Origin of the sequence: Zobellella iuensis (genome assembly GCF_016746085.1) — a bacterium.
In the GTDB taxonomy this organism is placed as follows: Bacteria; Pseudomonadota; Gammaproteobacteria; order Enterobacterales; family Aeromonadaceae; genus Oceanimonas; species Oceanimonas iuensis.
Genome location: NZ_JAERTZ010000018.1, coordinates 69220 through 82556, shown reverse-complemented (window position 1 = coordinate 82556; position 13337 = coordinate 69220). Strand labels below are relative to the sequence as shown.

The 13337-nt window shown below is 63.7% G+C and carries 14 protein-coding genes; 12 read left to right on the top strand and 2 right to left on the bottom strand.

Annotated features, from left to right (window positions below):
- Positions 1-3 precede the first annotated feature (3 nt).
- Positions 4-534: a VOC family protein gene (locus JKV55_RS07220; protein WP_237332730.1), complete on the top strand. Its 531-nt coding sequence runs from the start codon at positions 4-6 to the stop codon at positions 532-534.
- Here JKV55_RS07220 and JKV55_RS07215 read toward each other — a convergent pair.
- Positions 524-1714 carry an MFS transporter gene (locus JKV55_RS07215; RefSeq protein ID WP_202083673.1) on the bottom strand — a complete coding sequence of 397 codons (1191 nt, stop codon included), beginning with the start codon at positions 1712-1714 and terminating at the stop codon, positions 524-526. The genes JKV55_RS07220 and JKV55_RS07215 overlap by 11 nt on opposite strands.
- Positions 1715-1802: 88 nt before the next feature.
- Here JKV55_RS07215 and JKV55_RS07210 point away from each other — a divergent pair, with 88 nt between their 5' ends.
- From JKV55_RS07210 to JKV55_RS07175, 8 genes are all read left to right on the top strand, one after another.
- Positions 1803-2687 carry a LysR family transcriptional regulator gene (locus JKV55_RS07210; RefSeq protein WP_202083671.1) on the top strand — a complete coding sequence of 295 codons (885 nt, stop codon included), beginning with the start codon at positions 1803-1805 and terminating at the stop codon, positions 2685-2687.
- Between the two features lie 100 nt (positions 2688-2787).
- The gene (zrgA, locus tag JKV55_RS07205; RefSeq protein ID WP_202083670.1) at positions 2788-3444 is read left to right on the top strand and encodes a zinc uptake protein ZrgA; all 657 of its coding nucleotides are present in this window, start codon (positions 2788-2790) and stop codon (positions 3442-3444) included.
- 3 nt (positions 3445-3447) lie between these two features.
- Positions 3448-4134: an ABC transporter ATP-binding protein gene (locus JKV55_RS07200; protein WP_202083668.1), complete on the top strand. Its 687-nt coding sequence runs from the start codon at positions 3448-3450 to the stop codon at positions 4132-4134.
- Entirely contained in the window at positions 4128-5375 is a 1248-nt protein-coding gene (locus JKV55_RS07195; RefSeq protein WP_202083666.1) for an ABC transporter permease, read from the top strand. Before JKV55_RS07200 ends, JKV55_RS07195 begins: the two co-directional genes overlap by 7 nt.
- The gene (locus JKV55_RS07190; RefSeq protein WP_369409627.1) at positions 5372-5854 is read left to right on the top strand and encodes a DUF3299 domain-containing protein; all 483 of its coding nucleotides are present in this window, start codon (positions 5372-5374) and stop codon (positions 5852-5854) included. Before JKV55_RS07195 ends, JKV55_RS07190 begins: the two co-directional genes overlap by 4 nt.
- A 108-nt stretch (positions 5855-5962) precedes the next feature.
- A complete protein-coding gene (locus tag JKV55_RS07185; protein ID WP_202083664.1) occupies positions 5963-6892 on the top strand; it encodes a tRNA-dihydrouridine synthase in 930 nt (309 codons plus the stop codon).
- A gap of 71 nt (positions 6893-6963) precedes the next feature.
- Positions 6964-7335 (top strand): transcriptional regulator, TraR/DksA family protein, encoded by a 372-nt coding sequence (locus JKV55_RS07180; protein ID WP_202083662.1) that lies wholly within the window; start codon positions 6964-6966, stop codon positions 7333-7335.
- A gap of 42 nt (positions 7336-7377) precedes the next feature.
- A protein-coding gene (locus tag JKV55_RS07175; protein ID WP_202083660.1) for an IS5 family transposase occupies positions 7378-8170 on the top strand; the annotation gives its coding sequence in 2 pieces (ribosomal slippage) (positions 7378-7649 and positions 7648-8170; 795 coding nt in all).
- Positions 8171-8323: 153 nt separating this feature from the next.
- Here the strand turns inward: JKV55_RS07175 and JKV55_RS07170 are convergent.
- Positions 8324-9280, bottom strand: coding sequence for a porin (locus JKV55_RS07170; RefSeq protein WP_202083658.1), 957 nt, complete (start codon positions 9278-9280; stop codon positions 8324-8326).
- A gap of 256 nt (positions 9281-9536) precedes the next feature.
- Between JKV55_RS07170 and dinG the strand changes: the two genes are divergently transcribed.
- From dinG to JKV55_RS07155, 3 genes are all read left to right on the top strand, one after another.
- The gene (gene dinG, locus JKV55_RS07165) at positions 9537-11597 is read left to right on the top strand and encodes an ATP-dependent DNA helicase DinG (RefSeq protein ID WP_202083656.1); all 2061 of its coding nucleotides are present in this window, start codon (positions 9537-9539) and stop codon (positions 11595-11597) included.
- The gene (locus JKV55_RS07160) at positions 11594-12361 is read left to right on the top strand and encodes a sulfite exporter TauE/SafE family protein (RefSeq protein WP_202083654.1); all 768 of its coding nucleotides are present in this window, start codon (positions 11594-11596) and stop codon (positions 12359-12361) included. The genes dinG and JKV55_RS07160 overlap by 4 nt, the downstream gene beginning before the upstream one ends.
- Positions 12362-12468: 107 nt before the next feature.
- Positions 12469-13101, top strand: a complete 633-nt coding sequence (locus JKV55_RS07155; RefSeq protein WP_202083653.1) for a YccT family protein — start codon at positions 12469-12471, stop codon at positions 13099-13101.
- Positions 13102-13337: the final 236 nt, after the last annotated feature.

Sequence of the window (13337 nt, the reverse complement as noted above, 5' to 3'; positions counted from 1 at the left end):
CCGATGCTGAAACAGCTACTGGGCGATCCCCGCCCCTTCTTCGAGCAACTGGCCCGGGGCCTGCAAGAGCATGGCCTGCCCCTCGCTCTGGGTCCCATGGACCATATCTGCTACCGGGCCGAGAGTAACGACCAGTACCTTGAACTGCGCCAAGCCCTGGCGACGGAGGGCGATTGCCTGGTGGAGGGCATGATTGCCGGCCGGCCCATTATCACCTTCCGGCTGCACCAGCCGCTGGCAGGCCCTTTCGGCCCCGTCCCCTGCCTGGAGCTGGCCGCGCCCAAGCCGGGCAAAACCCATCTGCACGGCCTGGAGCACGGGGAGATAGTAGTGCCCGAGCTGGAGCAATTGCTGCGTGACTATCCGGCCGTGCCGTTTGATACCAGGGGGCTGGCCCAGCATCCGCCGGAGCTGACCCTGGCCCTGGCCCCCTACCAGCTCAAATTCCACCTGCAGAGCCTGGCGGACACCATAGCCGCGGAAATCGCCCGGAATGAGGTGGTGCCGGTACCCGCGGACTACTTCAGGTGCTGACCGGCACCCGCCGCTCCAGGCGCCACAGCCGCAGGCTAAGCCCCGCCGTCACCACCAGCACCAGCATCATGCCCATCGCCACGCCGGGCAGGCCCGCCCCTTCCCAGAACGGGTAGAGATAAAGCCCGCCCAGGCTGGCCCCCAGGTAGTAAAACACCAGGTAAAGCGACGAGGCCAGCGCCCGGTGCTGCCGTACGCTACGCCCCACCCAGCTGCTGGCACAGGCGTGGGCCAGGAAAAAGGCGAAGCTGTCCACCAGCAGCGCCAGCAGGATCAGCGGCAACCGCTGGCTGAGCAACCCCAGGTTGCCCACCGCCATGATGGCGATGGCCAGCAGCAGGGTCTGGCACAGGCCGAAGCGGTGGATAAGCCAGCCGCTGATGCCGGAGGCGAAGGTACCGGTCAGGTAGGTCAGGAACAACAGCCCCAGGGCCGCCGGCGCCAGACTGATGGGGGGCGCCGCCAGGTAAAAGGCCACATAGGTGTACTGGTTGAGAAACACCATAAAGTTGAGCCCGCCCACCAGATACACCGGCCACAGCAGGGGATTGCGCACATGCCCGAGCAGGGCGCTGGCGCCCTCCCCCCTGGCCGCCGGCACGAACTGCCGGGAGCGGGGCAGCAGCTTCAGCAGCGGCAGCCACAGCAGCAGGCTGAGCCCGCCGAGGATCAGGAAGCTGGCCTGCCAGCCTCCCGCCCACTGGGCGATCAGCCCGCCCAGTACCCGCCCGGCGATGCCCCCGACGGAATTGGCGGCAATATAGATGCCGATGCTGGTCACCAGCGCCTTGGGCGTGAACTCTTCCCCCATGTAGGCCACCGCCGTGGCCGGCAGCCCGGCCAGGAAGAAGCCCTGCAGGGCCCGCAATACCACCAAGGCGGTAAAGCCGGGCACCAGGGCAATCAGCAGGCTGAGCAGGATGGCCACCAGCAGGCAGCCCAGCATCACCGGCTTGCGGCCAAGGCGGTCGGCCACCCGGGCCCAGAACAACAGGCCGGCGGCCAGCCCCAGGGTCGATACCGACAACGCCCAGCTGGCGCTCAGCGCCGACAGCTCGAAGTCCCGGGCCAGCAGCGGCAACAACGGCTGGGTCAGGTAGAGGTTGACGAATACCAGCATGGAGCCCAGGCCGAGGGCCAGGGTGGCACGCCACCAGAGCGGGGTTTTCAGGTCTATCATGGGGCCTCCGGGATCACAGCCTTGACCTTAGCGCCCGCCAATGCATAAATGAAATATATATAATTTATAGAAAAAATAATTGAACGTTATGCTTGAGACCAAGTGGCTGCGCCAGTTCGCCGCCGTGGCCCGGGAAGGCAGTATCACCCGGGCCGCCGAACAACTGCGCCTGGCCCAGCCCGCCGTGACCATGACCATCAAGAAGCTGGAGCAACAGCTCGGCATCGTCCTGTTCGACCGCCGGCAGGGGCGCATGCATTTGACCGCCGAAGGCGAGCGGCTTTACCAGCACGCCGAGCGTATCCTCGGCGCCCTGCGGCTGGCCGAGCAGGACATGGCGGCCTTGCACGACCTGAACAGCGGTGAGGTCTGTATCGGCATTCCCAGCATGCTCGGCTCCTTTTACTTCCCGCCCTTGCTGATGGCGTTCAAGCATCGCTACCCGGGGCTGTCGGTGCGGGTGGAAGACGCGGGCACCCAGGATCTGCTCGGACGCCTGTGCCAGGGAAAACTCGGCCTCGGCATAGTGCTCACCCCCTCGCTGCCGGCCGGGCTCACCGGCCTGCCCCTGCTGCGGGAGGAAATGGTGGCGGTGGTACCGGCGGAGCACCCGGCCCGCCACCAGCCCAGCATGGCCATCGAGGACTTTCTGCGCCAGGAGCTGGCGCTGTTCCGCCACGGCTTCTTCCACCGGGAGTATATCGAGGAGGTGGCCCGCCGGGCCGGCATCAGCCCCCGCATCGGCTTCGAAAGCAACCTGATCCCGCTGCTGAAGGCGGTGGTCCGCCAGGGCTTTGCCATCACCACCTTCCTGCGCATGGCCGTCAAGGACGATCCCGAGCTGTTCGCCGTCTCCTTCCGCGAGCCCTACTTCCTCGACCTCTGCCTGGCCTGGCCGGACGACCGGCGATTGTCCCGGGCCGAGCAGGCCTTTATCGACTTTATCCGGGAGCAGCCCCGGGGCCCATGTTAACGTTCAGGACGGCGGCCGGAGGCGGAACCCCCGGGCCGGCCTTTACAGAGCGACACTAAAAACGTTATAACGTAACAAATCAAACTGACTGGAGCGTCGTATGAAACTCAACCCCGTTGCCCTCTCCCTGGCCCTGCTGCCCCTCGGCCTGTCCGCCCAAACCCAGCTCGGTGTGCATGAGCACGGCTTTGGCCAGCTCAACCTGGCCCTGGAGCAGCAGCATCTGGTGCTGGAGCTGACCGCCCCGGCGGCAGATATCGTCGGCTTCGAGCATAAAGCCACCACCGACGCCGAGAAGGCCCAGCTGACTGCGGCCCTGGAAAAAATCCGCCAGGCCGATGCTCTCTTCACCCTGGCCCCGGCGGCGGGCTGCCGGCTGGAGAAGGTCGAGCTGGTCAAGGACGAACACGATGAGCACCACCATGATCATAAACACGATCATGACCGCGACCATCATGATGATCATAAGCACGACCACGACCACGACCATCATGATGATCATCAGCACGCCCATGGCGACGACCATAAGGACCATGACCATGACCATGACCATGACCATGACCATGATGAGCATGGCCACAGCGATGTGCAGGTGCACTATTTCTACCACTGCGAGCAACCCCAGGCCCTGAACCGTATCGACGTGGCCCTGTTCGAGCAATTCCCGAGCTTTAATCGCCTCGAGGTACAGGGTATCCTGCCTTCGGGCCAGGTGGCCGCCACCCTGACCCCGGCACAAACCCAACTCAGCTGGTAATAGATGACTGCTCTGATCTCCATGGAAAACCTGCGCTTTTCCTGGCCCGGCCAGCCCGAGCTGCTGCATATCGAGCGGCTCGAGCTGGCCGCCGGCGAGCGCGTCTTTATCAAGGGCCCCAGCGGCAGCGGCAAGAGCACCCTGCTCGGCCTGCTGGCCGGCATCCAGCGGGCCAGCCAGGGCCGGCTCGAGGTGCTGGGCCAGGATCTGGCGCAGCTGTCGGGCCGGGCCCGGGATCGCTTCCGGGCCGATCACCTGGGCTATATCTTCCAGCAGTTCAACCTGCTGCCCTTCCTGTCGGTGCTGGAAAACGTGACCTCGGCGCTGATTTTCTCCCGCCACAAGCGCGACCGGTTGCAGGCCCCGGCCCGGGAAGAGGCCGAGCGGCTGCTGGCCGAGCTGCAACTGCCCGCCAGCCTGTGGCAGCAGCCGGTGCACAGTTTAAGCATCGGCCAGCAGCAGCGGGTGGCCGCGGCCCGGGCGCTGATCGGCCGCCCCGAGCTGGTGATCGCCGACGAGCCCACCTCGGCGCTGGACACCGACAACAGGGCCGCCTTTATCGAGCTGCTGTTCAACGAGTGCAACCTGCAGGGCAGCACCCTGGTGTTCGTCAGCCATGATCCCTATCTGGAGCCGCTGTTTTCCCGGGTGGTGTCCCTGCCCGAACTGAATAAGGTACCTCCATGTTAATGCTGGCCTTTAAAAGCCTGTGGGCACGCCGGCTCACCGCCGGCCTCACCCTGGCCGCCATCGCCATCAGCGTGCTGCTGCTGGTGGGGGTGGAAAAGGTGCGCCATGAGCTGAAAGACAGCTTCGCCCGCACCATCTCCGGCACCGATCTGATCGTGGGTGCCCGCTCCGGCCAGATCAACCTCTTGCTGTATTCGGTGTTCCGCCTCGGCAACCCCACCAACAACATCAGCTGGGACTCCTATCAGCGCATCAGGGAGCAGAAGGGCGTGGCCTGGACCATTCCCCTGTCGCTGGGCGACTCCCACCAGGGGTTCCGGGTACTGGGCACCAGCGAGGACTACTTCACGCACTACGCCTACGGCCGCCAGCAACCGCTGCAACTGGCCCAGGGCCGCCCCTTTGCCGATACCTTCGACGCGGTGATAGGCAGCGACGTGGCGCGCCAGCTCGGCTACCGGCTGGGAGAAGAGCTGGTGATCGCCCACGGTGCCGGCAGCACCTCCTTCAGCCTGCACGAGGATCTGCCCTTTACCCTGGTGGGCATACTGGCCCCCACCGGCACGCCGGTGGACAGAACGGTGCATGTCCGGCTGGACGGCCTCGAAGCCATCCACCTCGGCTGGCAGAGCGGCCGCCAGACCCATAGCCTCAGCCACGATGAGGCCCGCGCCGCCGACCTGACCCCCAAGGCCATCACCGCCTTCCTGGTGGGGCTGGACAACAAGATCCTGGCCTTCCAGCTGCAGCGGGCCATCAACAGCTACCGGGCCGAGCCGCTGTCCGCCATTCTGCCCGGTACCGCCCTGCACGAGCTGTGGAGCATGATGAGCATGGCCGAGAAGGCCATCGCCTTTATCGCCCTGTTCGTGGTGGTGGCCGGCCTGCTGGGCATGCTCACCACCCTGCTCGCCGGCCTCTCGGCCCGGCGGCGGGAGCTGGCGATACTGCGTTCCCTGGGCGCCGGGCCACGCCACCTGTTCGTACTGCTGGCACTGGAAGCGGCCATTTTGACCGGCCTGGGTATTTTACTGGGGCTGCTGCTGTTGTATCTTGGCCTTGTCCTGGCGGCGCCGCTGGTGCAGGCCCAGTACGGGCTGCTGCTGTATCCCGGCCTGCCCACGGCGGCCGAATGGCGCCTGTTGGGGCTTATCTGGCTGGCGGGCCTGGTGATCGGCCTGTTGCCGGCGGCCCAGGCCTACCGCTACTCGGTCAACGATGGAATGAGTATTAAACAGTGAAAACCGCAAAGATATGGCTGGCCACCCTGGCCCTGTTGGTGGCCCCGGCCTGGGGCGATGACTTCACCCTGCTGGAATGGGACGATCTGATCCCGATGGAAGAGCGGCTCAACCCGCCGCCCTTCCCCGAGGTGAACCATGAAGACGAATTCGCCATTCCGCCCCAGCCGATCGGCAAGGTAGTGCCGTCGCTGAATGGCCAGAAAGTGCGGTTGCCGGGCTTTGTGGTGCCGCTCGAAGGCGACAGCAAGGCCATTACCACCTTCTTCCTGGTGCCCTATTTCGGCGCCTGCATCCATGTGCCGCCGCCGCCCACCAACCAGATAGTCTACGTGGACTTCCCCAAGGGCGCCCGGGTGGACGATCTCTGGGACGCGGTCTGGGTCACCGGCACCCTGCGTACCGTCAGCGCCAGCCATGAAGTGGCCAACGCCTCCTACTCCCTCGAAGGCGTCAGCGTCGAGCCTTACGATCTGTAAAAACCCGGGATTGGGGATTAGGAGACAATTCCGCATCCCCAGTCCCAAACGCTTTGCCTGAACCGCTTGCCGCTATACAATCCCCGCTTTTAGCACCTTAGAGCCGCCATGCGCCTGATACTGGCCCCGATGGAAGGGGTACTGGACCACCTGATGCGGGATCTGCTGACCCGCCTCAATCCCTTCGATCTCTGCGTGACCGAGTTTATCCGGGTGGTAGACATGCGCCTGCCTCCCCGGGTGTTCTACCGGCTGTGTCCCGAGCTGTACCAGGGCTGTCGTACCCCGGCGGGCACCCCGGTGCGCATCCAGCTGCTCGGCCAGGATCCGGACTGGCTGGCCGAAAACGCGGCCCAGGCCTGCCGGCTAGGGGCCGGCGGCATCGACCTCAATTTCGGCTGCCCGGCCAAAACCGTCAACCGGCACAGGGGCGGGGCCGCCTTGCTGGGCGACAGCGAGCAGCTCTACCGCATCGCCCGGGCGGTGCGGGCGGCGGTGCCCGCCGGCCTGCCGGTGAGCGCCAAGATCCGGCTGGGGCTGGAAGAGCGGGATTCCTACCTGGAAAACAGCCTGGCCCTGTATGAGGGCGGCATCAGCGAGCTGGCGGTGCATGCCCGCAGCAAGCAGGACGGCTATCGTCCCCCCGCCTACTGGCCGCTGGTGGCCGAGATCAGGGCGGCCCTCGCCATTCCGGTGGTGGTGAACGGGGAGATCTGGAACGCCGCCCAGGCCGACCAGGCCAGGAGGGAGAGCGGCTGCCAGGACCTGATGCTGGGCCGGGGCGCCCTGGCGCTGCCCAACCTGGCCGCCACCATCAAGGCCGGCACCGCTGCCCTGAGCTGGGCGCAAATCAGGGCCTTGCTGCTGGACTATTCCGATATGGAGATAGAGGGTGACAAGGGGCTCTATTACCCGAACCGCCTCAAGCAGTGGCTCAGTTATCTCAAGCTGCAATACCCCGAGGCCCAGGCCCTGTTCGGCCAGGTTCGCACCCTGAAGCACACCGCCGATATCCGCCGGACTCTGGCTGCCCTTTGATTTGCATCATGATGTGCCGCTAGACAGGGCCCTATACTGGCGGCCAGTATTCCCCCTTTTTGGATATCATCATGAGCAGCATCATTACCGAGTCCCAGCTGGAGGCCCGGCTGCTGGCGGTGGCGGAGCAACGGCGCCAGCTCTTCTTGCAGGCGCTGCTGGCCCTGGACGCCCCCCTGGCCGCCGCGCTGCACCGGCTGCCGGCGGATGAGTGGGCCGACTACCCGCCCCTGGCCGGCTACCCGCAGCTGCAGCCGCAGCTGAAACTGCTGAAACAGGCGGACGCCGCCCTCTGCCAGTGGCAACTGGGCCTGTACGGCCTGTGCAGCGACTGCGAAGCCGAGCTCACCCCCGAGCAGCTGTGGGACGATCCCTGCCGCCAGCGGTGCGACCCTTGCGAACAGAAATACCGCAAGGCCCAGCACGGCGCCTGGGAGTTGTAAGAACCTGTTCACGATCTCGTGTAAATATCCGATACTGGGCGGATGAAACGGAAGAAATACCCCAGCGATACCACGCAAGAGCAGTTTGAGGCCATTCGGCCGCTACTGGAAAGTGCCCGTAGGCGGACCAAACCACGAACAGTGGACCTGTACGAGGTCTGGTGCGGGGTATTGTACGTATTGCGCACCGGCTGCCAGTGGCGAGCCTTGCCCAATGACTTTCCCAAGTGGCGGACGGTGTACTCGTACTTTGCCAAATGGAGTGAGCCGGATGCGGAAGGGATCAGCCTGCTGGAGCGGGCACTCAAAAAATCAGGTTGGCGCGGCCCGTACGAAACAGGGGCGCAACGCCTGCAGCGCGTTCTTGATCGTGGACGCGCAGAGCGTGAAGAACACCGATAGCGCCGTACAGAAAGGCTACGATGCGGGCAAGAAGGTATCGGGTATTAAGCGGCACATTGCCGTCGACACTCAGGGCTTGCCGCATGCGGTGGCGGTGACGACAGCGAACGTGACGGATCGAAAGGGAGCCCTGGAGGCCTTTGAGCGATGTCAGTCAGGGTTGGGGCAAGTCGAGAGTGTCTTGGTAGATAGCGCCTACACCGGTAAGCCGTTTGCCCAGGGAGTACATGAGATCCTAGGGGCCACGGTGCAGGTGACCAAGCGCAGTGAGTTGCATACCTTTGCGGTGATCCCCAAGCGCTGGATTGTCGAACGCAGCTTTGCCTGGCTAGAGAAGAACAGGCGGTTGTGGAAGAACTGCGAGCGTAAGCTCAACACCAGCTTGCAGTTCATCCACTTGGCATTCCTGGCCCTACTGCTACGAAGATCGTGAACAGGTTCTAAGAACGGGACTGGGGACTGGGGACTGGGGACTGGGGACTGGGGACTGGGGACTGGCAGTATTGACGTCAATCGATAAGTTCAAAAATAAAAAAGCCGGCTTTCGCCGGCTTTTTTGAACTTGCTAATTTAGCTTAAGGCTAACTTAGAAGTTGTATTGGATACCAACGCCGTAACGGTCGTTGCTGTTGCTGAGGTCGTTGATCACGTACTCACCGTACAGCTTGGCCTTGGAGTTGAGGGCGTACTGAACGGCCAGCAGGTACTCGTCAACCAACTTATCCTTGGCGCCTTGGGTTTCTTTGCGGTTGTTGTAGGCGGCACCCAGGGTCCAGGCATCTACGTTGTAAGACGCGGCCACTTCCCAGAAACGCTCGTCGCTGCCGGCATCGAAATCGGTTTCACCGTAGGTGGCACCGAAGTAGAAGCCGTCAATGGAGAAGTTGGCACCCAGGCCCCATTCTTCTTCATCGCTGTTAACTTCGTTGGAGTTACGGGCTTCATAGGCGGCAACCAGGCCCAGCTCGCCGGGGCCGGTGGCGAAGGCGTAGCCGGCGGACAGGCTGTACTGGTTCTTGGCACCCACGGTGTCGCTGGTGCGGTTGTCGTCAGCGAAGGCGTAGGCGGCGCGCAGGTCGAAGCCCTGGTCGGCATAGCTCACGCGGATCTGGTCATCGACACGCCAGTTGTGGGAATAGGCAGAAGCGCCCCACAGGTTGAAGATATCGGTCACGTCAGACAGCTGAACGAAGGGATTCTCGCTCTTGCCGAAGGTCAGGTCGGTGGTGCCCATAAAACGGAAACCGGCCCAAGCGTAACGGGAGTTGAACTTGCCGTTCTGGGAAGACTCGGCAGCTACTTCGGATTCGAATTTACCGATCAGGTCTACGTCGTTGTTTACGTTGTACTTGACGTTAACACCCAGACGGGCTTTGCCGTCACCACCGATATCTTCGTTGTTAGCGCCTTTCAGCTCGCCGATATCGTATTGGATACGGCCATAGACGTCGACCTGGGCGCCTTGATCAGAGTAAACGGTCACAGCGCTGGCAGAAGTTGCGAACAGCGCAGGGATGGTCAGTGCAAGAATAGTCTTTTTCATAGTTTTAAATGCCTACTGTAATTAAACACTAAGTCCTTGTTATTCCCTGTGTTAGCAACGCGTACGTTACTATGGCAGGCAGCCTATCACCGGTTTTTTGAGCTTGCAACAAAATCGCGGGAACTTTTTATGACAAAGATGTTCCTAGCGTACGTAAATGTGACTACCGCCACCTTTCCTTGCGCCGGCGCTTGCAACTGGCATAAACGCCACCGACGGGTATACTGGCCCCCTGTCCTCATTCCAGTCCACGCCCATGCCCAACGCCGATTACCGCACCCTGGTGCGTGCCAATTACCGCCGCTTAAGCCAGTCGATTCAAGGATTTAAGCCCCGCCGGGAACAAAACTACCTGGTCGCGGAAATCGGCAAGGTGCTGCTGGGGCAGTACGACAGCGGGCGGCGCATCCTGGTGGCCGAAGCCGGCACCGGCATCGGCAAATCCCTCGCCTACCTGCAGGCCGGTATCCCCTGGGCCCGCCTTAATCAAAAAAAACTGATTATTTCCACCGCCACCCTGGCGCTGCAGGAACAACTGGTTTCCAAGGATCTGCCGCTGTTCCAGCCCCATTGCCAACCCGGCTTTACCTTTGCCCTCGCCAAGGGCCGGGCCCGCTACTGCTGCGGGCGCCGGCTGGAGGCCCTGGCCCTGGGCGAAAACCAGCTCGGCCTGTTCGAAGCGGCCGAGGGCCCCACCCCCGCCCAGCAACGGCAGTTGGCCGAGCTCTGGCAGGCCTGGTGCGACAAAAGATGGCACGGAGACCGGGATAGCTGGCCGGAGCCCATCGCGGATGCGCTCTGGCAACAGCTGCAGGCGGAGGCGCACAGTTGCCAGCCCCAATGGGGCCACCACAACTGCCCTTTTCACCTGGCCCGGGCCGAGCTGGACAGGGTCGATATCATAGTGGTCAATCACGCCCTGCTGCTGGCCGACCTGAAGATGGGCGGCGGCGTGGTGTTGCCCGAGCCCGAGCAATGCCTTTATATACTGGATGAGGCCCACCATATTGCCGCGGTGGCCCGCGAGCAGGGCTCGGCCCGCCTGGCCCTGCGCCAGGCCCGGCGCGGGCTGGAACAGTTCAACAAAGGGCTGGGCTCCTTCAGCGATCTGCTGGGGGAAGAAGGCCAGCCCGCCCTGGGCCGGCTGCAACAGGCCTTGCAACAGCTGCTGCCGGCGCTCACCACCCTTTATAACCAGCTGGCCGGCGCCCTGCAGCGCACAGAGCTCTGCCCCGACGAGCAGGGCTGCCTGCGCTTTGCCACCGGTGAATTACCCGGTTTTATGGACGAAGCGCTGAGCGCCCTGAAGGAAGATAACAAGGCCTTCGCGCGAGCGCTGGAGCGGGTGCAGGGACAGCTGGGCGACCAGCTCAAGCGCCAGCCGGCCAGGGCCGCGGCCCTGGAAGCGGCCCTGGCCCTGTTGAGCCAGCAACAGCGGCGCGGCGAGCAGACCCGGGATCTGTGCGAGCTGCTGTTGCGCCCCACCGGCCCCAGGCAAACCCCGCCGGCCCGCTGGCTGGAGCAGGAGCCGCAGGAGCTGACCCTGTGCGCCACTCCCCTGGCGGTCGGCCACTTGCTCGAACAATGGTGCTGGTCGCGGGCGGCGGCGGTGATCATGGTGTCGGCCACCCTCACGGCACTCAACGACTTCGGCTATTTCCGCCGGGCCGTGGGGCTCAGGGCGGACGACGGCAGCCATTACCTGCGCCTGCACTCCCCCTTCGATTACCGCAGCGCCCCTTTGATCATTCCCCGCCTGGACTGCGAACCCACGGACGCCGGTTTTGATCGGCTACTGGCGGAGCAGGTTCCCGTCTGGCTCGCGGGCCAGGGCGCCAGCCTGGTGCTGTTTTCCTCCTACCGGCAGATGCAGGGCGTGGCCGAGGCACTGCGGGCCAAGGGGTTTTCCCTGCTGGTGCAGGGCGAAGCCAGCCGCCAGGCCCTGTTGCAGCTGCACCGGCAAAGGTGCGACGGCAACCAGCCCAGCGTGCTGTTCGGTACCGGCAGCTTTGCCGAAGGGCTGGACTTGCCCGGCCATTACCTGACCAACCTTATCATCACCAAGCTGCCTTTCGCCGTACCCACCTCGCCGGTGGAAGAAGCCATGGCCGAGTGGATCACCCTGTGCGGTGGCAATGCCTTTATGCAATTGGCCATGCCGGAAGCCTCCCGCAAGCTGATCCAGGCCTGTGGCCGGCTGCTGCGTACCGAAACCGACCACGGCCGTATCGTGTTGCTCGACAAACGCCTGGTCAGCCGCCGTTACGGCGCCGCCCTGCTGGACGCCCTGCCCCCCTTCAGCCGGGAGCTGTCATGAGCCTGGATATTTCCGTTTACCTGTTACTGGCCGCCACCGGCCTGGTTGCCGGCTTCCTGGATGCGGTGGCCGGTGGCGGCGGCCTTATCACCATTCCCGCCCTGCTCAGCGCCGGCCTGCCGCCCCACCTGGCGCTGGGCACCAACAAGGTCGCCGCCAGCATCAGTTCGCTGACCTCGGCCACCACCTTTTATCGCCAGCGACTCTTTGCCCCCGCCTTCTGGTGGCGGGCCTGCCTGGCCGCGGCCCTGGGCGCCCTGGGGGGCACCCTGCTTATCAACCAGATCAGCGCCGCCTGGCTGGAAAAAGCCCTGCCACTGCTGATCCTGATGGTCGCGGTTTATACCATTCTTAATCGCAAGCGTGAGCCCCAGGGCAATCAGCTGCCCCGGGCCGGACGACGGCTCTATCGCCGCCAGTGGGGTCAGGGGCTGCTGCTCGGCGCCTACGACGGCGCCTTCGGCCCCGGCACCGGCGCCTTTCTTATCGTCTCGGGCATGGCCCTGTACCGGCTGAATATCCTGCTCGCTTCGGGCCTGGCCAAGTCGATGAACTTTATCAGCAACTCGGTTTCGCTGCTGACCTTTGTCGCCCTGGGCCAGGTGGACTGGGTGCTGGGCCTGACCCTGAGCCTGGGGATCATGGCCGGCTCCTTTATCGGTGCCCGCTCCGCCATTCGCTTCGGCGGCGGCTTTATCCGTCCCATCTTCGTGGTCATGGTACTGGCCATCTCCGCCAAGCTGGCCTGGCAGGCCTGGTTTTGACCATTGCGCGCCAGCCCATTAATTGCCACAATCGCGCGGTTTAGTGGGTATTTGGTTCAATTACTTAGCAGCCCGTTACGGGCATCACAATGGCTCAGGAGCCCCTGATGAAAATGCGTTCAACCCTCGCCACCCTGGTTGTTGCCGGCCTGTCTTTCGGTGCCAGCGCGGCCACCTTCGAAGTCCAAGAGCCTTACCAGATCCACCTGGTGAACGGTGAAAAAACCACCAACAGCATCACCCAGTCGGTATATAACGTCACCCTGGGCGAAGGCAAGCATCAGCTGGCCGTGGCCTACAGCAAGGATTTCTCCACCCGTTCCGACGCGCGTGTACTGAGTGGCCAGCCGGTGATCATCACCCTGGAAGTGCCCGCCGACGCCCAGCTGAGCCTGGACTACAGCGCCCCCGCCAACTATCAGCAAGCAACCCAGTTTTTACGCGAGCAGGAAACCCGGGTACGGGTGCTCGACAAGGCCAGCGGCCGGGTGATGGATGCCGACATTTTCACCATCCCCATCCCGGCGGGGCTGGATCTCGGCCGCGGTATCCAGAACTACCTGCAGGAGCAGGGCCAGGCCTTCAGCGGCCGTACCAATGCCGCCGTGGCCGCCGCCCAGGCGAAGTTCGGCGATGCCGCCGTCGATGCGGATGCCCTGGAAATGCTGCAACACTGGTGGAACGCCGCCGACCAGGATACCCGCCGCGCCTTCCAGATCTGGGCTATCCAGCAGCAGTAACCGGCAGGATCTTGCGTAGAAAACAGCTTGACGGCAAAGTCCACTGCCTGCTTTTTGGCCAGACATTTCCCTTTGTCGCAGCTGTTTAACCCTGGTCATCTCCGTCTTCTTACCCCTGGTCATCTCCGCGCAGGCGGAGATCCATGACATATGGCACTGGACTCCCGCCTTCGCGGGAGTGACTACAGCACATGACAACGCGTTGTCAGCCGTCTGCACAGGCACCCGAGGGTGCC